Origin of the sequence: Actinoplanes sp. NPDC048796, from assembly GCF_040650035.1 — a bacterium.
In the GTDB taxonomy this organism is placed as follows: domain Bacteria; phylum Actinomycetota; class Actinomycetes; order Mycobacteriales; family Micromonosporaceae; genus Actinoplanes.
In genome coordinates, this window is record NZ_JBEZGO010000002.1 from 694487 (window position 1) to 713615 (window position 19129).

The window sequence follows — 19129 nt, forward strand, 5'->3', positions numbered from 1 at the left end:
CTTATTCGGTATGACGATTCCCGTTACGGCTTACCCCTCAGGAGGTCGCCGACGACTGGCCGGAGGGCGGCGGCCACGTCGGGCGCCGTCACCGGGCCGTCGGCGGCGGCCCGGCGGCCGGCCAGCCCGTGCGCGTAGGCGGCGGCCACCGCGGCCCGCTCGGGCTGAAGTCCGCCGGCCAGCAGCGAGCCGAGCAGCCCGCCCAGCACGTCGCCGCTGCCGGCGGTGGCCAGCGCCGAGGAGCCGGTCGGGTTGACCCAGACCTCGCCCGCCGGTGTGGCCACGATCGTGCGGTCACCCTTGAGCAGCACCACCGCGTTCATCCACGAGGCCAGCCGCAGGGCGCTGCCCGCGCGGTCGGCGCCGGGCGCCTCCCCGGCCAGCCGCTTGAACTCCCCGTCGTGCGGCGTGATCACCAGGGGCGCGTTGCGCCGCAGGTCCTTGGCGTGCTTGCCGTCGACCAGCAGGGTCAGCGCGTCGGCGTCGAGCACCACCGGCACCGAGGTGGCGAGCACGCTGCGCAGTGCGACGCGCGCTTCCTCGTCGGTGCCCAGACCGGAGCCGCACACCCACGCCTGCACCCGGCCGGCATCGTTCACCTTGGGCACCGCCACGACCGACGGATGGGCGCGGACCACCTCCCGATGACCGCTGCCCGCATAACGCACCATGCCGGTCGGGCCGGCCAGCGCGCCGGTCGTCGAGAGGATCGCGGCGCCCGGATAGGTCGCCGAGCCGGTCGCCACCCCCACCACTCCACGGGTGTACTTGTCGGAGGCCGGCCCCGGCTGAGGCCACCAACCCGCGATGTCCTCCGCGTCGGGGACCCGCAGGGCCGGGTCGGCGCGCAGCACCGGGCCGAGCCCGATGTCGACCAGCTCCACCTGACCGCACCGCGGCGCCGCGGCACCCACGAAATGAGCCGGTTTGTAGCAGCCGAAGGTGACTGTGACATCAGCGGTCACGGCCTCGCCGGGAACGTCACCGGTGTCGACCGCGACCCCGCTCGGCACGTCGACGGCGACGATCGGAGCCCGCTTGCCCGTACGCCCGCGCAGCCCGCCCAGGGCGTCGACGATCACCGTGGCCGGTGGGCGCAGACCACCGCTCGCCCCGATCCCGACGATGCCGTCGAGCACCAGATCGGCGCCGTCGGGCAGGTCGCGGACGGTGAAGCCGCCGGCACTCCGCAGCGCGCCCAGGCCGGCCAGATGGACCCGCTCGGGGCGCAGCAGCAGCGCGCGCACCTGAGCGCCCCGCCGGGCCAGGGCGGCCCCGGCGTACAGCGTGTCACCCCCGTTGTCGCCGCTGCCGACCAGCAGCAGCACCCGGGAGCCGTAGACGCCGCCGCTCTCCTCGAGCAGCAACGCGCAGCGCCGGGCCAGCCCGGCGGCCGCCCGCCGCATGAGCGTGCCCTCGGGCAGCGTGGCCATCAGGGCCTTCTCGGCCGCCCGCACGTCGGCGACCCGCCATGCCTGCCGCATCTCGTCCTCCAGCCGCTCGGTGTGTGCCGAGAGTTCTATGCCGTGGGTACGACACTTTTACGTCGGCGCTGGTCAGGACTCGGCGACCACCATCGCCGAGGCGATTCCCCCGTCGTGCGACAGGGAGAGGTGCCATCGGTTGATCCCTCGCTCGGTGGCGGCCGCGGCGACCGTACCGGAAACCGTCAACCACGGGCGGCCGTCGGGATCGGAGACGATCTCGCAGTCGTGCCACCGCAGCCCGGCCGGAGCACCCAGGGCCTTGGCCACCGCCTCCTTGGCCGCGAAGCGGGCCGCGAGCGACTCGGCCGAGCGAGGGCTCCCCGAGCCGGTCAGCCGCTCGTCCTCGGTGAAGAGCCGAACCCCCAGCAGCGGTGTCCGGTCGAGGGCGCGCGCGAAGCGCTCCACCAGAACCACGTCGATGCCGACAGACACGATCACTCGCCCACCCTAACGGGCGGGCTTAGCACCAGGCAGGCCCGCTCTCAAGCCCTGTGGACAACGCCGCTGCGTGATCGCGGCGGATATCCACAGGGCCGCCCACGGAGGCCTGGCGGCCCCTAACGTCGGCGCATCCCTTCGCACCGCCTGGAGGCCGCCGATGCAACCCGATCTCGAAGTCGACACCGATCAGCTGCGCCACGACGCCTCGGCCGTGGCCGGCACAGCGTCCCGCATCACCTCCGGAGCAGCCCGGGCCCCGGCTCCCGACGTCACCCCGAGGTGGGCCGTGGCCGACGCGGCCACCCTGGCCGCCGAGACGGCCCGCCACCACCTGAGCCTGCTCGGGGCCGAGGTGACCGAGACCGCCCGGAACATCGCGACAGCCGCGGCCGATTACGAACTGGCCGACGCCCGCGCCGTCACCCGCCTGAGGCTGAGCCGATGACCAGCGATCCGGGTACGGTCCACGCCCGCCTCCGGGTCACCGATCCGGGCCGGTGGCGGGCGCTCGCCCTGTCCTGGCGCCGCTGGGCCGACCTGGCCGGCCGGCTGGCGGCCGAGCTCGCCGCCCGTCTGGTGGCGCTGGGCCGCTCCTGGACGGGCGCGGCGGCCACCGCCGCCACGAGCCGGCTCGGCGGCCTGCACCGGCGGCTCGTCCTGTTCCGCCTCCACTGCTGGCGGGCCGACCAGTTCGCGAGCGAGTTCGCCGCCTCCCTGGAACGCGCCCGGCGTCTTGTGACCGGGCAGCTTGCCGCGGCGATCTCGGTCGCCACACGCGCTGACCTGCGGGCGTCCGAGGACTTCAGCCGGCTGACCGATGCCTTTCACGCCTCGGCCGAGCCGCCGGACGGCGCGCGGCCGGACTGTACGGCGTCGCCCGCCGAGGTCCACGAATGGTGGGCTGGTCTGCCGCCGGCGCAGCGGCAGTGGTTGCTGGCCACCGAGCCTGGTGTGCCGGCCGGGCTCGACGGCGTTCCGGCGGCCGACCGCGACATCGCCAACCGTCTGCTGCTCGACAATCGGCGCGCCGAGCTCGATCGGGCCATCACCTACGCTCGCGGCGACGATCGGGACCGGCTGCGGTCGGTACGCGACGGGCTGGCCGCCCTGAGCGACCGGCTGGCCGACGGCGACGGGCCGCGGGCCTACCTGCTGCGGCTCGACCTGGCCGGGGAGGGCCGGGCGGTGGTGGCTCTCGGCGACCCGGACCGGGCTGGGAACGTCCTCACCCAGGTGCCGGGGATGACGGCCGACCTGGCGTCCTTCGGCGGCGAGCTGACCCGGGCCGAGCGGGTCGTCACGCGGGCCGCCGAGCTCGGCCCGCGGGTCGCGTCGAGCGCCGTGCTGTGGCTCGACTACGACGCCCCCGACTTCGTCGACGAGGCCGCCCGCTCACGCCAGGCCGAGGCGGCCGCGCCGGTTCTGCGGCGGTTCCAGGACGGGCTCCGGGCCGGCCACGAGGGGCCAGCGGCGCGGCAGACGGTGCTCGGCCACAGCTACGGCTCGCTCGTGGTGGGCCGGGCGGCGTCCGGACCGGGGCTCGACGCCGACAGCGTCGTCTTCGTGGGCTCGCCCGGCGTCGGCGTCGACTCCGCGAGCGACCTGCGCCTGCGGTCCGGGGAGGTGTGGTCCTCCACCGCCCGCAACGACGTGATCCAGTGGGTCCCGGTCGCCCCGGCCGGCCTGGCCCGCGACCTCGCCGTGGCCGCCGCGGTCCCCTTCGTGGGCCCGTGGCTCGCCTTCGGCCGCCCGGAGGAGGACCTGTGGTTCGGCCGCAACCCGAGCGATCCCGGCTTCGGTGCCCGGGTCTTCGCGAGCGACCCGAAGGGCCATGTCGGCTACTGGAACCCCGGAAACCCCGCCCTGGACACTATGGCCGCCATCACCTTGGGGACTGCCCGATGACGCGAAGGCCGCCCCGGCGCTGTGTGCGCCGGGGCGGCCTCGGGAGCGTGCCGCCGCGGTGGTTACTCGACGGTGACGGACTTGGCCAGGTTGCGGGGCTGGTCGACGTCGTGGCCGCGGGCGGCGGCGATCTCGCAGGCCAGGATCTGCAGCGGGACCGTGGTCATCAGCGGGGCGAGCAGCGTGGGGGTGTGCGGGACCGTGATGAGGTGGTCGGCGTAGGCGCGGACGTCGTCGTCGCCCTCCTCGGCGATCACGATGGTGCGGGCGCCGCGGGCCCGTACCTCCTGGATGTTGGAGACGACCTTGTCGCGCATGACGCCGCGGCCGGCCGGGGACGGCACCACGCAGACGACCGGGGTGCCCTGGTCGATCAGGGCGATCGGGCCGTGCTTGAGCTCGCCGGCGGCGAAGCCCTCGGCGTGCATGTAGGCGAGCTCCTTGAGCTTCAGGGCGCCCTCCAGGGCCACCGGGAAGCCGACGTGGCGGCCGATGAAGAGCACCGTCGAGGCGGTCTTCAGGTCGCGGGCCAGGGCGCGGACGTCCTCCATGGAGTTGAGCAGCTCGCGCAGCGCGTCGGGGGTGCTGCGCAGCCTCTCGACCACGGCGGCGACCTCGTCGGCGTACATGACGCCGCGGATCTGGGCCAGGTGCAGGCCGATCAGGTAGGTGGCGACGAGCTGGGTCAGGAACGCCTTCGTCGAGGCGACGGCGATCTCCGGGCCGCCGTGGGTGTAGAGCACGGCGTCGGACTCGCGGGGGATCGTCGAGCCGTTGGTGTTGCAGATGGCCAGGACGCGGGCCTTCTGCTCCTTGGCGTGGCGCAGCGCCATCAGGGTGTCCATGGTCTCGCCGGACTGGCTGATCGCGATCACCAGGGTCGAGCGGTCCAGGATCGGGTCGCGGTAGCGGAACTCGCTGGCCAGCTCGACCTCGCACGGGATGCGCACCCAGTGCTCGATCGCGTACTTGGCGACCATGCCGGCGTGGTAGGCCGTGCCGCAGGCGACGATGAAGACCTTGTCGATGTCGCGCAGGTCCTGGTCGGTCAGGCGCACCTCGTCGAGCACGATCTCGCCGCGGTCGGAGAGGCGGCCCAGCAGGGTGTCGGCGATGGCCTGCGGCTGCTCGGCGATCTCCTTGAGCATGAAGTAGTCGTAGCCGCCCTTCTCCGCGGCCGAGGCGTCCCAGTCGATGTGGAACTCCTGGCCGATGGCGGGCGAGCCGTCGAAGCCGGTGATCTCGATGGCGTCCGGGGTGATCAGGACGACCTGGTCCTGGCCGAGCTCGATCGCCTCGCGGGTGTGCTCGATGAAGGCCGACACGTCGCTGGCCAGGAAGTTCTCGCCCTTGCCGCGGCCGACGACCAGCGGCGAGTTGCGGCGGGCGGCGACTACCGCGTTCGGCACCTCGACGTCGACGGCGAGCAGCGTGAACGCGCCCTCCAAGCGGCTGACCGTGCGGCGCATGGCCTCGGCCAGCAGCTGCGGGCCGTCCACGGCGCCGGACTCGCGCAGCTTGCGCACCTCGGCGGCGAGCAGGTGGGCCGCGCACTCGGTGTCGGTGTCGCTGGTGAACTCGATGCCCTCGGCCTCCAGCGAAGCGCGCAGGCGGCCGAAGTTCTCGATGATGCCGTTGTGGATGACGGCGACCCGGCCGTCGGCCGACAGGTGCGGGTGCGCGTTGCGGTCGGTCGGGCCGCCGTGCGTCGCCCAGCGGGTGTGCCCGATCGCCGTACGCCCGGTGGCGATCTCGTCGGACGGCCGGTCGGCCAGGGCCTTCTCCAGGTTGGCGAGCTTGCCGGCCTTCTTCTCGGTCAGAACGGTGTCGCTGTCGATGACCGCGACGCCGGCGGAGTCATATCCGCGGTACTCCAGCCGGCGCAGGCCGTCGAGAACGATGCTGAGCGCCGGACGACCGCCGACGTACCCCACGATGCCACACATGACGGGCACTGTAGCCGACGTCCGCTCATCCGTCATGCTCGAGAAGCACCCTTTCGAGCATGCGGTATGCGCAAAACGGTCCGAACGGCGGGTGGCGCCGCCGATCGGCTGGCGTCACCGGCGTACCGTCGGCTGACGGACATCTGACCAGCGCTCGCCCCGGGAGAGACGTTGAGCAGCAATTCTCAGCCCGACCAGCCGCAGCGGGACCCCGACCGGACGACGCCCTCGCCGGTGTCGGGACAGCCCTGGTCCACCCCGTCGGGTGACCCGCTCTCCCCGGACCCCTACCGGCCGTCGCCGACCTTCAGTCCGGGGTACGCGTCGCTCCCCCAGCCACCGGACCCCGACTACCCGCCGACGTCGGAGTTCCCGGCCACCGCCTCCGACAACGTCCCGCCGGGCTATCCACCGCCTGGTTACGGCACTCCCTATGACGGCGGAGGCGAAGGGGCGTACGGCGGCGGATATGGCCCGGGCGCCGGAAACCAGGCGGGCGGCTGGGGAGGCGGGGGCTACCCCAACGGCGCGGGCTACCCGGGCGGCGCGGGCTATCCGGGCGGCGGAGGCGGCGCAGGCTACCCGGGAGGCGCGGGCTATCCGGGTGGCGGAGGCGGCGCGGGCTATCCGGGCGGCGGGGGCGGCGCGGGCGGGTATCCGCCGCCTGGGCCCGCTGGGCGGCCGCCGCGGAAGAGCAGTGTGCCTATCGTGGCGGTGATCATTGCGGTCACGCTGTTGCTCTGTGGGGGCGTCGGGACCGCCGGTGTGCTCATCGCGCGCAACGTCACACAAACGGCGAAAGACGCCGTGCCGCAGATTCCCGAGCTGCCGGCGGCGCCTACCGAGGCGCCGGAGATCGGCGGGAAGGTCAGCGTGACGTACGAGGTGACCGGTGACGGCCCCGCCTCGCAGCTGGTCTACGTGGAATCGCTCAGTGAGTCGCCGCAGCGGCTGGAGAACGTGAAGCTGCCCTGGACGTTCACCGGGGAGATCGACACCCCCACCGTGCTCACCGTCACCGCGATCCGGCTGAGCGGCACCGAGGGAACGATCAGCTGCCGCGTCCTCGTCGACGGCCAGGAGGTCGCGCACCGTACCTCCGAGCCCGGTACGTTCGGCACGGCCACCTGTAACCACTTCGCGTTTGAATAGGGACGATGACGAGCGACCCGCTGGTCGAACGGATGCGCCCGTTCGGCACCACGATCTTCACCGAGATGTCGGCGCTGGCCGCGCGCACCGGCGCGATCAATCTCGGGCAGGGCTTCCCGGACACCGACGGCCCGGCCGAGATGCTCGAGGCCGCCGCCCGGGCGCTGCGTGAGGGCGCCAACCAATATCCGCCGCTGCCCGGCATTCCCGCCCTGCGCCAGGCCGTCGCCGCCCACGAGCGGCGATTCTGGGGCCTGTCGCGCGACCCGGCGACCGAGATCGTGGTCACCGCCGGCGCCACCGAGGCCGTCGCGGCCGCGATCCTGGCCCTCTGCGAGCCCGGTGACGAGGTTGTCTGCTTCGAGCCCTACTACGACTCGTACGCCGCCTCGATCGCCCTGGCCGGCGCCGTCCGCCGCCCGGTCACCCTGCGCCCGGGGGCCGGCGGCCGGTACGGCTTCGACGAGGAGCAGCTGCGGGCCGCCTTCGGTCCCCGCACCCGCCTCGTGCTGCTCAACTCGCCGCACAACCCCACCGGCAAGGTCTTCACCCGCGGCGAGCTCACGCTGATCGCCGGCCTCTGCCAGGAATACGGCACGTACGCCGTCACCGACGAGGTGTACGAACACCTGGTCTTCACCGACGCCGCCGAGCCGCACGTGCCGCTGGCCAGCCTGCCCGGCATGCGCGAGCGGACCCTGCGGATCTCCTCGGCCGGCAAGACCTTCTCGTGTACCGGCTGGAAGGTCGGCTGGGCCACCGGGCCGGCCCCGCTGGTCTCGGCCCTCATGCGGGTCAAGCAGTTCCTGACCTTCGTGAACGCCGGGCCGCTGCAACCGGCCGTCGCCGTCGCACTCGGGCTGCCCGACGACTATTTCACCGGTTTCCGGGCCGGTCTTCAGGCCCGCCGCGACCGGCTCGTGACCGGACTGACCGAGGCCGGGTTCGACGTCCTGCCGTCCGAGGGTACTTACTTCGTCACGGCGGATATCACCCGATCGGGTGGGACCGACGGCATCGAGTTCTGCCGGGCGCTGCCCGAGCGGTGCGGTGTCGTGGCCGTGCCCACTCAGGTCTTCTACGACGACAAGGCGGCGGGCCGCCACCTGATCCGCTTCGCCTTCTGCAAGCGCGAAGAGGTCATCGAGGAGGCAGCCCGCCGCCTGGCGAAGCTCAGGTAACGGCTCAGGCCGGGCTGGCCGCCCGCACCTCGTCGGCGATCCGCGACGCCACGGCGCGGGCCTGCTCCTCGGTGGCGGCCTCGACCATCACCCGGACGAGCGGCTCGGTGCCCGACGGGCGCAGCAGCACCCGGCCGGTCTCGCCCAGCTCGTCCTCGGCCAGCGCCACGGCCGCCTGCACCGTCGGGGCGGCCGCGCCGGCCTCCCGGTCGCCGACCTTCACGTTGATCAGGACCTGGGGCAGCGTGTGCACCACCGAGGCCAGGTCGGCCAGCGACTTGCCGCTCGCCGCCAGCTGGGCCATCAGGTGCAGGCCGGTCAGCACGCCGTCGCCGGTGGTCGCGAACGCCGGCATCACGATGTGCCCGCTCTGCTCGCCGCCCAGGGCCAGACCGTCCGCGGCCAGCGCCTCCAGCACGTACCGGTCGCCGACCTTGGTCTCGAGAAGCTTGATGCCGTTCTGCTTCATGGCGATGCGCAGGCCCAGGTTGCTCATCACGGTCGCGACCAGCGTGTCGTCGGTCAGCGTGCCCGCGTCGCGCATGGCCAGGGCCAGGATCGCCATGATCTGGTCGCCGTCGACGACCTCACCCGAGGCCGTCACGGCCAGGCAGCGGTCGGCGTCGCCGTCGTGCGCGAGACCCAGGTCGGCACCGTGCTCGAGGACCGCCGCCTGCACCTTCTCGAGGTGAGTGGAGCCACAGTCGTCGTTGATGTTGAGGCCGTCCGGGTCGGCATGGATCGCGATGACCTCGGCGCCCGCCTCCTCGTAGGCCACCGGGGCGACCTCGCTGGCCGCGCCGTTGGCGCAGTCGACCACGACCTTGATGCCGGCCAGCGAGTGCGGCGTCGAGCCGACCAGGTGCTTGATGTAGTGCTCGGCCCCGTCGAGCAGGTCGTTGACCCGGCCGATGCCGGCACCGGTGGGCCGGCCGATCAGCCCGTGCCCGTCCTCGATGGCCTTCTCGATGCGCTCCTCCAGCTCGTCGGGGAGCTTGGTGCCACCCGCGGCGAAGAGCTTGATCCCGTTGTCGGGCATCGGGTTGTGCGAGGCCGAGAGCATGACGCCGAGGTCGGCGCCGGTCTGGGCCACCAGGTAGGCCACGGCCGGGGTGGGCAGCACGCCGACCCGCACCACGTTGGCGCCGGCGCTGGTCAGGCCGGCCACGACGGCCGCCTCGAGCATTTCACCGCTGGCCCGCGGGTCACGGCCGACGATCGCCAGCGGAGGGTGGCTGCCGTCGCTCTCGACCAGCACGCGGGCGGCCGCGACCGCGACGGACAGGGCCAGTTCGGGGGTGAGGTCGCCATTCGCGAGCCCGCGTACGCCGTCGGTGCCGAAGAGTCGCCCCATGGCGGTTTCCTTTCGCCGGCGGCCCAGGGAGAGGAGGGGCCATCCGGGGTGCGTGCGTCGGTGGAGGGGAGGGAACGCAAACGGCCGGGCCGCGGCCCCGCGAGGGGCGCAACCCGGCCGTGTCAGACTCGGCGCAAAATCAGCGCTTCGAGTACTGCGGAGCCTTACGGGCCTTCTTGAGACCGTACTTCTTGCTCTCCTTGACGCGGGCGTCACGGGTGAGGAAGCCGGCCTTCTTGAGAGCCGGACGGTCGTCGGGCTCGTTCGTGATGAGCGCCCGGGCGATGCCGAGGCGCAGCGCGCCGGCCTGGCCGGTGATGCCGCCACCGCGCAGGTTGGCGATCACGTCGAACTGCTCTTCCTTCTCAGCGGTGACGAGCGGCTCACGGATGAGCTGCTGGTGCACCTTGCTGGGGAAGTAGGCCTCGAGGTCGCGGCCGTTGCAGGTGATCTTGCCGCTGCCGGGCACGAGGCGCACCCGGACGATGGCCTCCTTGCGGCGGCCGACGGTCTGGATCGGACGGTCACCGGGACGCGGGGCGCGGACCGGGGCCGGCGCGGGCGTCTCGACCACGACGACCGTCTCAGCGGGCTCCTCGACGGTCTCGACGACCTCGGGCTCGATGATGTCGGACATGCTGCTGCCTTCTCCCGCGCTCACTGCGCGATCTGCTTGATTTCGAACGGCTGGGGCTGCTGAGCGGCGTGCGGGTGCTCGGCGCCCGGGTAGACCTTCAGCTTCTTGATGATCTGCCGCGCGAGCTTGTTGTGCGGGAGCATGCCCTTGACGGCCAGCTCGACCGCCTTCTCGGGGCGCTTGGTGAGCAGCTCCTCGTAGCCGACCTGCTTGAGGCCGCCCGGGTAGCCCGAGTGGCGGTAGGCGACCTTGGTCTGCCGCTTGTTGCCGGTCAGGGCCACCTTGCCGGCGTTGATGATCACGACGTAGTCGCCGGTGTCGACATGCGGCGCGAAGGTCGGCTTGTGCTTGCCGCGCAGAAGGGTCGCGGTGTGGGTGGCCAGGCGGCCCAGGACGACGTCAGAAGCGTCGATAATGTGCCACTGACGCTCGATCTCACCCGGCTTCGGGCTGTACGTACGCACAGAATTACCTTGTCTTGTCGTCGGTCTGGGGTCGCGCGCTGGTCGCGGCGAACGCGAACATCAAGCCTACCCCGGGGGCACGCTCGCAGCTGTCGCACAACAGCAGGCAACAATACCCGGTGGCGCGGCGCGTGGTCAAAACGTGCAGGGTCACAGCGATCGGCGGCCCCGCCGTCGCCCGCATCAAAGCCCAGGCCGACGTGACCTCCAAACATATGCGTGTCAAGCATACCCGCCCTTCCGAACACGCCCGACACCGGGATCCAAGGTCACCGAGGTCACAACCCGGCGACGGTTAGCAGGCTCGAAACAAACGGGACCCGAGGGCGAAATTCCCGGAAGGCACGCTTCCGTCATGGCCATCGGTGCGGAGACCTCGACGAAGCGGGCCGGTCATCGCCGGCACGCCGGGGCCCGGCGCACTATGGAAGAGCCACCGTCAGGGTTGAGGACGGACCTGACGGTGTCCGCCGAGCCGGTTCACCGGCTCGGCGAGGAGGAGTCGCGGCGCGCGCCGGCCGGAGGTACGGCGGAGAACGCAGGCGTGACATGGGAGCGGGTCGACGCTGAGGACGGCGGGCTCCGAGCGTGCCCTTCGGTGGACCGGCCGGCCGCGTCGCGACTTCTTCGGACACCATGACCGGCCGAGTGGCGAGCTGGTCCGAACTCTCCGGCTACACGGTGGGGGTCACCTCCGACCGTCGCCGCGACGAGCTCGCGAGCCTGCTGGAGAGCCGCGGCGCCCGGGTGGTGCTCGCGCCCGCGCTGCGCATCGTTCCGATCGCCGACGACGCCGAGCTCAAGGCCGCGACCCGGGCCTGCCTGGAGAACCCGCCGGATGTCGTGCTGGTCACCACCGGCCTCGGCCTGCGCGGCTGGCTGGAGGCGGCCGAGGGCTGGGGCCTGGCCGACCCGCTGCGCGCGGCGCTGGCGAGGGCCTATCTCATCGCACGGGGCCCCAAGGCCCGGTCCGCGGTCCGCGCGGCCGGCCTGCACGATCAGTGGTCCCCCGAGGGCGAGAGCTACGAGGAGGTCGTCAGCCACCTCGCGGCCCGGGGCCTGGGCGGCCTGACCGTGGCCATGCAGCTGCACGGGGAGAGCCAGCCCGAATACACCGAGGCGCTGCGCGAGGCCGGGGCCCGGGTGATCGAGGTGCCGGTCTACCGATGGGCGCCGCCGGCCGACCCGGCCCCGCTGGACCGCCTGGTCGACCTGGTCACCGGCCGCCTGGTCGACGCCGTGACCTTCACCGCCGCGCCGGCCGTCGCGGCCCTGCTCCACGCGGCCGGGCCGCACAGTGAGGCCGTGCTCGAAGCGCTGCGCACCGACGTCCTGGTCGCCTGCGCCGGTCCGGTCACGGCCGCTCCCCTGCGCCGGCACGGGATCCCGGTCGTCACGCCCGCGCGGGCCCGGCTCAGCGCGCTGGTCCGCACGATCGCCGACGAGCTGCCCCAGCGGGCCGTGTCACTGGACGTGGCCGGCCACTCCATCACCTTGCGTGGCCACGCAGCGATCGTGGACGGGGAGCTGCGGTCCCTGGCGCCCGGCCCGATGGCCGTCCTGCGCGCGCTCGCGTCGGCGCCGGGCCGGGTCCTCTCCCGCGCGGCCCTGCTGCACGCCCTCCCCCGGGGCGCCGACGAGCACGCCGTCGAGATGGCCGTGGCCCGGCTGAGGGCCGGCCTCTCCGCTCCCGGGGTGGTGCAGACGGTGGTCAAGCGCGGTTACCGGTTGGCCGGTTGACAGCGCGACCACTCACTCACGTCGCCGTGGTGGGCCGAGCGTTCTGGGCGCGCCAGCGCCCAGCTCGGCTCGCCGCGGCCCTCGGCGGGAGCGACGGTCTGTACGCCCCACCCGCCTACGACATCGTCTTTGTGTTCTTTATCCGACCGGAGCCGGATAGCCGCCCGACTGCTCGGCCACCAGCGTCGCCATCGCGTGTTCGACGACGCCGACCAGCACCTGCTTGACCGACTCGCGATGACGGGCGTCGCACATGATCAGCGGGACGTGCGGCGGAATCGCCAGCGCCTCGCGGACCTCGTCGGGCTCGTAGCGCGGAGCGCCGTCGAAGCAGTTCAGCGCGACCAGGTACGGCAGGTGACGGTTCTCGAAGTAGTCGAGCGGCGCGAACGCGTCGGCTATCCGCCTGGTGTCGACCAGCACCGCCGCGCCGACGGCACCGCGGATCAGCTCGTCCCACATGAACCAGAAACGGGTCTGCCCGGGCGTGCCGAAGAGGTAGAGGATCAGGTCGTCGGCCATGGTGATGCGGCCGAAGTCCATGGCGACGGTCGTGGTCCCCTTGCCGGGCACCTTGGACGCGTCGTCGATCCCCTGGCCGGCCGAGGTCATCACGGCCTCGGTCGTCAGCGGCTCGATCTCGGAGACCGCACCGACCAGCGTCGTCTTGCCGACGCCGAATCCCCCGGCGACGACGATCTTCGCGGAGGTGATCTCCTTGGGCTGCGCCCCCGCCCGCTCAGAGCTTGCGAAGTCCACCTAACACCCTTTCCAGCAGGTCCATCCGCTCCGTGAACCCAGTCTTGGGAGCGGCGCTGTGCAACGACAGCAGCCCGTCGGCCACCATGTCCGCGACGAGCACCCGAGCGACACCCAGCGGCAACCGGGAGAGCGCGGAAAGCTCGGCGAGGGACTGCGCTTTCGCCTCGCACAGAACAGCGATGCGGTATTTGTCATGCCCGGCGAACCGGGCCTCTTGCAGGCCGGCCTGGCTGGCGACCAGGACCGCTTCGATCGGGATGTCCCGGCGTGGTTCCGTCCGTCCGCGGGTGACCGCGTACGGGCGCACAAGGTTGCCTCTCGGGTCCTGTGGCTGTCCCATCCGCTCCTCACCCCGTTCCGGCGGTCCGGCCTCTAATGACTGACTGCTTCACGCGCGACCGGCGAGAGGGCCGCGCCGACCCGCTCGACCAGCAACGCCATCTCGTATCCGACCTGGCCGACGTCGCAGCTGCGGGCGGCCAGGACGGCCATCGCGGAGCCGTCGCTGATCGACATGAGGAAGAGGTATCCGCTCTCCATCTCGATGATCGTCTGCTGGACGGTGCCCGCGTTGAACATGCGTGAGGCGCCGTCGGTCAGGCTGACCACGCCGGAGGTGATGGCGGCCAGCTGGTCGGCCCGGTCGGCGGGCAGGTCGCGTGAGGCCGCCAGCAGCAGCCCGTCGGCGGACACGGCCACGACGTGGGCGATGCCGGCCACGCTGTTGGCGAAGTTGTTGAGCAGCCAGCCCATGTCCTGCATGGTGGGGGGCCTGGTCACTGTTCGGTCTCCTTAGCCTGGGAGGCGGCGGACTCGGCGGTGCCGTCCGTCCGCCCGCGTTGCACTCCCCGGTGGTACGCGGACAGCAACCCGCGGACCTCGTCGGGGCTGCGGCGGTTCTGTGCCTTCGGTCCCGGCTGCACGCCGCCCGGCACGAGCTGTGCCTGCGGTACGCGCTTGGGGAGGCCGGATCTCGTGGTCCCGGCGTCGACCGGCTCAGCCGCCGCCATGGCCCGCTTCCATCCATCGTCCGCCGCTGTCTTCCACCGGTCCTCCTCAGCGGAACGCTGTCTCGGAACCGACGGTCCATTGTGCCCGGTGTCCGTCGGCTCTTCGCGTGCGGGAGCCGGTGGGGGCTTGGGGGCCTCCTGGACGGGGGCCGGCGCGGGAGCCACGGCCTCCTGGACGGGGGCGGGCGCGGGAGTCACGGCCGGCACCGCGTTCGGCGGAGGCGCGTAGCCCGCCGTCGGCATGCCGAACTGCTCCTGGCTCGCCCCGTCGTGGTTACGGAACCAGCTCTGCTGCATCTGCACGAAGATGGGGGCCTCGGTGCGGTCCTCGGCCGGTGGCGCCACCGGCTGCGCCGGCACGGGCGGCATCGCGGCCAGCGCGGCACCCCACCCGCCGGTCGGGGCCGGCGGGGACGAGACCGGCGGAGCGGAGACCGAGGGCGTCACGATCGGCGTCTGCACGGTGGGGGTGAAGCCGTTCATCGTCGGCGCGTCCTGCGCCTGCGCGATCGTCTTCGACACCCGGGTCGGCAGCGGCGGCCGGTTCGGCGTCGGGCGCACCTCGGCCGGGTCGCTCGGCGGCCGCTGCGACGGGAAGACCGGCAGCGACGGGTGGGCCGGAAGCTGCTGCACCGGCTCGGGAGCGGGCGCCGGGGGCTCGATGGTCGGCAGCGTGGCCGTGGCGGCCCGCGAGGCCCGGGCGTCCCAGCCGCCGGACGGGGCCGCGCCCAGCTCCGGGCGAGGGCCGCCACCGAACGTGTCGTAGCGGCGCGGCGTCACGACGATGCTGCTCGGCAGCGTGACCTGGGCGACCGTGCCGCCCTCGAGGTTGGCCCGCAGCTCGACCTTGATGCCGTACCGGGAGGCGAGCCGGGACACCACGGCCAGGCCCATCAGGCGGAACGCGGCGACGTCCACACTGGGCGGTTCGGAGAGCCGGCGGTTGAGCTGGTCCATCTGCTCCTCGGACATGCCGAGCCCGCGGTCCTCCACCTGGATCACCACGTAGTCGCGGATCCGGCGGCCGTCGGCGACCACCACGGTGGTCGGCGGCGAGAAGCGGGTGGCGTTGTCGAGCAGCTCGGCGACGAGGCGGACCACGTCGTTGACGGCGAGCGCGGCGATCGAGACGTCGGTGTCGACGGTGCCGAACTCGATGCGGTTGTAGAGCTCGACCTCGGACTGCGCGGCGCGCAGCGCGTCGACCACCAGCGCGTCCTCGCGCCGGGGCGGGCTCGAATCGGCGCCGGCCAGCACCAGCAGGTTCTCGTCGTTGCGGCGCATCCGGGTGGCCAGGTGGTCGAGCTCGAAGAGCTGGGCCAGCCGCTTCGGGTCCTCCTCGGTGCGCTCGATCATGTCGAGCTCGCCGATCATCCGGTCGACCAGCGACTGCGAGCGGCGGGCCAGGTTGAGGAACATCGTCGAGACGCTGGTGCGCAGGGCCGCCTGCTCGGCCGCGATGCGGACCGCCTCGCGGTGCACCACGTTGAACGCCTGGGCGACCTGGCCGATCTCGTCACGGTTGGACAGCTGGATCGGGTCGCGGACCTGGCGGACGATGTCGTCGGCGCCGCCGTCGCCGAGGTTCTTGGCGTCGCGCAGCTTGGCCACGGCGTCGGGCAGGTCGCGGTTGGCCACCGCGAGCGCGCCCTCGCGCAGCCGGCGCAGCGACATGTTGAGTGAGCGGGCCAGGATCACGGCGAGCGCGATGGCGATGATCAGCACGAGCACGACCAGCGCCGACTCGATGGCGGCCTGCCGGACGACGGAGTCGCGGTCGTCGCCGGTCGCCTTCACGATCTTCGACTCGAGCTGCTGCTCGGCCCAGCGCATCAGGTCGACCACCGCGCCGAACGCCTCGGTGATGTCGTCCGCCGGCACCGCCTCGCCGCGGCCGAGCCGGGTGGCGACGCCGTCGACCAGGTTGACCGCGTCGCCGCTGACCACCTTGTCGGCCAGGGCCCGCTGCTCTCCGCTGGCGACCAGCGAGAAGGTGGTCAGCGCCTCCTGCTGGCTGGTCTGGGTGGCGATGAAGGTGACGCGCTGTTCCTCGCTGAGGTCGTCGGCGACCCGGGCCGCGTACGAGACGGCCTCCTGCTCGGCCGTGCCCGCCTTGGCGCGGGAGAACGCGGAGAGCGCCCGCAGGCTGTCGGCGATGTCGCCGTCACCGGCCAGCTGGCTGACCGACTCGCCGTAGGCGACCAGGTCGGTGATGACGACGCCGTAGCGGGAGACGGCCTCGGCGACGGCGATGCCCTCGCGCTTGCTGACCGCCGTCCGGGTGGCGTCCATCGTGTTGAGGTGGTCGTCGATGCGGGCGAGACGATCACCCACGGCGCCGGGCGAGTCGTCGACGTCGGCCCGGTGCGAGCGGTAGACGGCGATCTGCGCGTCGCTGTTGCGCACGGCGGCGTCGTAGGCGTCGGGCTTCGCGCCGGCCGGTGCGGCCAGGTAGGCGGCGGCGGCCATCCGCTCGGTGTGCAGCAGCTGCGTCAGCGCCGAGATGTCGGTGTCGAGCTTGGTGAGCTCCTGCACCTGACCGGCCGCCGAGGCGCGCTGTCCGATGTCGACGAGTCGCGTGGTGGCGAGGACGATTACTGCGGCCAGGGGCACGAGCAGGATCAGAGCCAGCTTCGAACGGATACGCGCGTCCCGAAGCCGGGGAAAGACACCACGGCGTGCCACCTGGGTCGAAGATCCGGTGCTCACGACTTCTCCTCCGTGGTCATTCCCGTGTCTCCGTGCCCGCCTGAGCGCTGCGGCCCGGGAATTTCATCAGAACGGACATTGGTTTGGGAAGTCCGGAAACAACCCGAAACGAACTCCCCGTCCGACTGTTGGATGCATTGCCAGTTCCACAATCGACATTCACACCTCTTTGACGTGCACGAATATGCCGACCACGACAATCCGTGATGACCCGCTCACGATCAAACCGCAAGATTCCAACCAATATGTGAGACAAGCGTCTCGCTCCATCGATGGACCTCTGCTTGACCAGGGGCCCTCACGTTGGCAAGGTTTGGCGCGTTCGAACGGACATCTTGTCCGTATCGCCTTTCTAGGAGGCACCGCAGTGCGGCTCTCCCGCATCACCGCGGCATCCGCCGTGGCATCGATGCTCCTTGTCACCGGTGCGGCCGGCTGCTCCTCGGACGACGGCAAACCGGCAGCGTCCGAGGTGATCACGATCGCCGCCGACCTCGACAATTCGTCGGCCGTCGACATCGCCTACGCGCGCGCCCTTCAGCTGCGCATCGAACAGGTGAACGCCTCGGGCCAGCTCGGCGACCGGCAGCTGAAGCTGACCACACAGGACAATCGGAACGACCCCACGTCCTCGCTGCGCAACATCGGCGCGTTCGCCGACGACCCGTCGGTCGCCGCCATCATCACCGGCGCCTGCGACCAGTGCGTGGTCGGCGCGGCCAAGACGATCAACGACAAGAAGGCGCCGACCATCTCGTTAGGCGCTTCCGAGGAAGTGGTCAACCCGGTTTCCAGCCGGCGGTACATTTTCAAGATCGGCCCGAACTCGGCCGACAGCGCGTCGGCGATGGTGTCCGAGCTGAGCCAGGCGAAGACCAAGAACATCTCGATCCTCTACTCCGACGACCTGTACGGGCGTGGGGCGCGCAAGGCGCTGCTGGCCAAGCTGCCCGGGACCGGGATCGCCGCCCAGCTCTCCCGCTCGGTCAAGCCGACCGCCACCGACATCACCCAGGCCATCGGCACGCTGGCCGACGGCAACCCCAGCGCCATCGTCGTGCTGACCGCGCCCGATCTGGCCCAGCTCGCCGCGATCGGCATGAAGCAGGTCGGATACAAGGGCCGGGTCTACTTCGACGCCGCGGCCGCCAGTGACCTGTTCATCCCGGCCGCCGCGACCGCGGCCACGAACAACGTCCGGATGGTCTTCACCCAGATCCTGGCGATCGACGACGTCATCGCCACCACGCCGGCGAAATCCTCCCGCAAGCAGTGGTTCCGCGACTACACCTCGCGCTACGGCAGCTACTCGGGCGTCGCCGCGTTCGCCGCGGACGCGGTCGACCTGGTCGCCGACGCGGTGGCCCGGGTCGGCGCCGACCGCGAGCGCATCCGCGACATCCTGGAGACCTCACAGGTCGACGGCCTCTCCGGCCCGCTGCGCCTCACGCCGGACAACCACTCCGGCCTGATGCCGCAGGCGCTCACCGTGCTGGTGGCCCGGGCCGGCCGCTGGCGGCTCGCCTCATGATCCGTGTCGAGAACCTGTCACGCACCTTCACCGGCCGCTCCGGCACGGTCGAGGCGCTGCGCGACGTCAGCCTCGAGGTGGCCGACGGTGAGTTCGTGGCCGTGGTCGGCCGTTCCGGCTGCGGCAAGTCGACGCTGCTGCGGATGATCGCCGGCCTGCTCCCGCCGACCGGCGGCCACATCGACGTCGCCGGCGAGCGGGTGGTCAAGCCGCGCCGCGACGTGGCGATGATGTTCCAGCGCCCGGCCCTGCTGCCGTGGCGGTCGGTGCTCGACAACGTGCTGCTGCCGGTGCAGATCTTCGGCTGGCGCAAGGCGGAGTACGTGTCCCGCGCGCACGACCTGCTGGCGCTGACCGGCCTGACCGGGTTCGAGAAGCGGCTGCCGCACGAGCTCTCGGGCGGCATGCAGCAGCGGGTGGCGCTGTGCCGCGCGCTGATCGGCCGCCCCCGCGTGATGCTGATGGACGAGCCGTTCTCGGCGCTCGACCCGCTGATCCGGGAGGAGCTGTCGGTCGAGCTCCAGCGCATCCACATGGAGCAGGCGCCCACCACGGTCTTCGTCACCCATTCGATCGACGAGGCGGTGCTGCTGGCCGACCGCGTGGTGGTGCTGAGCCCGCGGCCGGGCCGGGTCCGCGAGATCCTCGAGGTGCGCATCCCGCGCCCCCGCACGCTGGGCCGCACGGCCAACCTGGACGAGGTCGCCCGCTGCAGCGCCCAGCTCCATGATCTCTTGATGGCGTGATCTCTTCATGGCACAGCGAGATCACGCTGCGTACAAGGGATTTCTAAGCGGGATTTTGGACTGC

At 72.0% G+C, this 19129-nt stretch carries 17 protein-coding genes; 7 read left to right on the forward strand and 10 right to left on the reverse strand.

The genetic code is table 11. The features are described 5' to 3' along the window. Positions 1 to 23 precede the first annotated feature (23 nt). Both AB0C26_RS11525 and AB0C26_RS11530 read right to left on the reverse strand, forming a co-directional pair. Entirely contained in the window at positions 24 to 1484 is a 1461-nt protein-coding gene (locus AB0C26_RS11525; protein ID WP_360245444.1) for an NAD(P)H-hydrate dehydratase, read from the reverse strand. 72 nt (positions 1485 to 1556) lie between these two features. Next, positions 1557 to 1925 carry a holo-ACP synthase gene (locus AB0C26_RS11530; RefSeq protein ID WP_360245447.1) on the reverse strand — a complete coding sequence of 123 codons (369 nt, stop codon included), beginning with the start codon at positions 1923 to 1925 and terminating at the stop codon, positions 1557 to 1559. 160 nt (positions 1926 to 2085) lie between these two features. On the opposite strand from AB0C26_RS11530, the gene AB0C26_RS11535 reads away from it, so the two are divergent. Continuing rightward, entirely contained in the window at positions 2086 to 2373 is a 288-nt protein-coding gene (locus AB0C26_RS11535; protein ID WP_360245450.1) for a hypothetical protein, read from the forward strand. Beyond that, positions 2370 to 3833: an alpha/beta hydrolase gene (locus AB0C26_RS11540; RefSeq protein WP_360245453.1), complete on the forward strand. Its 1464-nt coding sequence runs from the start codon at positions 2370 to 2372 to the stop codon at positions 3831 to 3833. The genes AB0C26_RS11535 and AB0C26_RS11540 overlap by 4 nt, the downstream gene beginning before the upstream one ends. Before the next feature lie 62 nt (positions 3834 to 3895). Here AB0C26_RS11540 and glmS read toward each other — a convergent pair whose 3' ends face one another. After that, the gene (gene glmS / locus AB0C26_RS11545; RefSeq protein WP_360245456.1) at positions 3896 to 5779 is read right to left on the reverse strand and encodes a glutamine--fructose-6-phosphate transaminase (isomerizing); all 1884 of its coding nucleotides are present in this window, start codon (positions 5777 to 5779) and stop codon (positions 3896 to 3898) included. A gap of 708 nt (positions 5780 to 6487) precedes the next feature. On the opposite strand from glmS, the gene AB0C26_RS11550 reads away from it, so the two are divergent. Together AB0C26_RS11550 and AB0C26_RS11555 are read left to right on the forward strand one after the other, a co-directional pair. Then, positions 6488 to 6931: an MmpS family transport accessory protein gene (locus AB0C26_RS11550; RefSeq protein ID WP_360245459.1), complete on the forward strand. Its 444-nt coding sequence runs from the start codon at positions 6488 to 6490 to the stop codon at positions 6929 to 6931. A gap of 5 nt (positions 6932 to 6936) precedes the next feature. Continuing rightward, positions 6937 to 8112 (forward strand): pyridoxal phosphate-dependent aminotransferase, encoded by a 1176-nt coding sequence (locus AB0C26_RS11555; protein ID WP_360245462.1) that lies wholly within the window; start codon positions 6937 to 6939, stop codon positions 8110 to 8112. 4 nt (positions 8113 to 8116) lie between these two features. On the opposite strand, the gene glmM is transcribed toward AB0C26_RS11555, so the two are convergent. The 3 genes from glmM to rplM form a co-directional block, all read right to left on the reverse strand. Beyond that, complete coding sequence (gene glmM, locus AB0C26_RS11560) at positions 8117 to 9466, reverse strand: phosphoglucosamine mutase (RefSeq protein ID WP_360245465.1); 1350 nt, start codon at positions 9464 to 9466, stop codon at positions 8117 to 8119. A gap of 139 nt (positions 9467 to 9605) precedes the next feature. After that, a complete protein-coding gene (gene rpsI, locus AB0C26_RS11565; RefSeq protein WP_360245468.1) occupies positions 9606 to 10103 on the reverse strand; it encodes a 30S ribosomal protein S9 in 498 nt (165 codons plus the stop codon). Positions 10104 to 10123: 20 nt separating this feature from the next. Next, entirely contained in the window at positions 10124 to 10567 is a 444-nt protein-coding gene (gene rplM / locus AB0C26_RS11570) for a 50S ribosomal protein L13 (RefSeq protein ID WP_360245471.1), read from the reverse strand. Positions 10568 to 11203: 636 nt separating this feature from the next. Here rplM and AB0C26_RS11575 point away from each other — a divergent pair. After that, positions 11204 to 12307: a uroporphyrinogen-III synthase gene (locus tag AB0C26_RS11575; protein WP_360245474.1), complete on the forward strand. Its 1104-nt coding sequence runs from the start codon at positions 11204 to 11206 to the stop codon at positions 12305 to 12307. A 138-nt stretch (positions 12308 to 12445) separates the two neighbouring features. Here the strand turns inward: AB0C26_RS11575 and AB0C26_RS11580 are convergent, their stop codons facing one another. Genes AB0C26_RS11580 through AB0C26_RS11595 form a run of 4 tightly spaced genes read right to left on the reverse strand, consistent with a single transcriptional unit; the run spans position 12446 to position 16788 of the window. Beyond that, a complete protein-coding gene (locus AB0C26_RS11580) occupies positions 12446 to 13066 on the reverse strand; it encodes an ATP/GTP-binding protein (protein ID WP_097322738.1) in 621 nt (206 codons plus the stop codon). Beyond that, positions 13047 to 13409: a DUF742 domain-containing protein gene (locus tag AB0C26_RS11585; protein WP_097322739.1), complete on the reverse strand. Its 363-nt coding sequence runs from the start codon at positions 13407 to 13409 to the stop codon at positions 13047 to 13049. Before AB0C26_RS11585 ends, AB0C26_RS11580 begins: the two co-directional genes overlap by 20 nt. Before the next feature lie 32 nt (positions 13410 to 13441). Next, positions 13442 to 13849: a roadblock/LC7 domain-containing protein gene (locus tag AB0C26_RS11590; RefSeq protein ID WP_097322740.1), complete on the reverse strand. Its 408-nt coding sequence runs from the start codon at positions 13847 to 13849 to the stop codon at positions 13442 to 13444. Then, entirely contained in the window at positions 13846 to 16788 is a 2943-nt protein-coding gene (locus tag AB0C26_RS11595; protein ID WP_360245479.1) for a nitrate- and nitrite sensing domain-containing protein, read from the reverse strand. Before AB0C26_RS11595 ends, AB0C26_RS11590 begins: the two co-directional genes overlap by 4 nt. Before the next feature lie 409 nt (positions 16789 to 17197). Here AB0C26_RS11595 and AB0C26_RS11600 point away from each other — a divergent pair, with 409 nt between their 5' ends. After that, entirely contained in the window at positions 17198 to 18319 is a 1122-nt protein-coding gene (locus AB0C26_RS11600) for an ABC transporter substrate-binding protein (protein WP_360245482.1), read from the forward strand. Next, positions 18316 to 19065, forward strand: a complete 750-nt coding sequence (locus AB0C26_RS11605; RefSeq protein WP_360245485.1) for an ABC transporter ATP-binding protein — start codon at positions 18316 to 18318, stop codon at positions 19063 to 19065. The genes AB0C26_RS11600 and AB0C26_RS11605 overlap by 4 nt, the downstream gene beginning before the upstream one ends. Positions 19066 to 19129 lie beyond the last annotated feature (64 nt).

Coding starts and splice junctions, on each gene's coding strand:
- AB0C26_RS11535 (WP_360245450.1), top strand. CDS start 2,086: ATGCAACCCGATCTCGAAGTCGACACCGATCAGCTGCGCCACGACGCC.
- AB0C26_RS11540 (WP_360245453.1), top strand. CDS start 2,370: ATGACCAGCGATCCGGGTACGGTCCACGCCCGCCTCCGGGTCACCGAT.
- AB0C26_RS11555 (WP_360245462.1), top strand. CDS start 6,937: ATGACGAGCGACCCGCTGGTCGAACGGATGCGCCCGTTCGGCACCACG.
- AB0C26_RS11575 (WP_360245474.1), top strand. CDS start 11,204: ATGACCGGCCGAGTGGCGAGCTGGTCCGAACTCTCCGGCTACACGGTG.
- glmM (WP_360245465.1), bottom strand. CDS start 9,466: ATGGGGCGACTCTTCGGCACCGACGGCGTACGCGGGCTCGCGAATGGC.
- AB0C26_RS11525 (WP_360245444.1), bottom strand. CDS start 1,484: ATGCGGCAGGCATGGCGGGTCGCCGACGTGCGGGCGGCCGAGAAGGCC.
- glmS (WP_360245456.1), bottom strand. CDS start 5,779: ATGTGTGGCATCGTGGGGTACGTCGGCGGTCGTCCGGCGCTCAGCATC.
- AB0C26_RS11585 (WP_097322739.1), bottom strand. CDS start 13,409: ATGGGACAGCCACAGGACCCGAGAGGCAACCTTGTGCGCCCGTACGCG.
- AB0C26_RS11600 (WP_360245482.1), top strand. CDS start 17,198: ATGCTCCTTGTCACCGGTGCGGCCGGCTGCTCCTCGGACGACGGCAAA.
- AB0C26_RS11605 (WP_360245485.1), top strand. CDS start 18,316: ATGATCCGTGTCGAGAACCTGTCACGCACCTTCACCGGCCGCTCCGGC.
- rpsI (WP_360245468.1), bottom strand. CDS start 10,103: ATGTCCGACATCATCGAGCCCGAGGTCGTCGAGACCGTCGAGGAGCCC.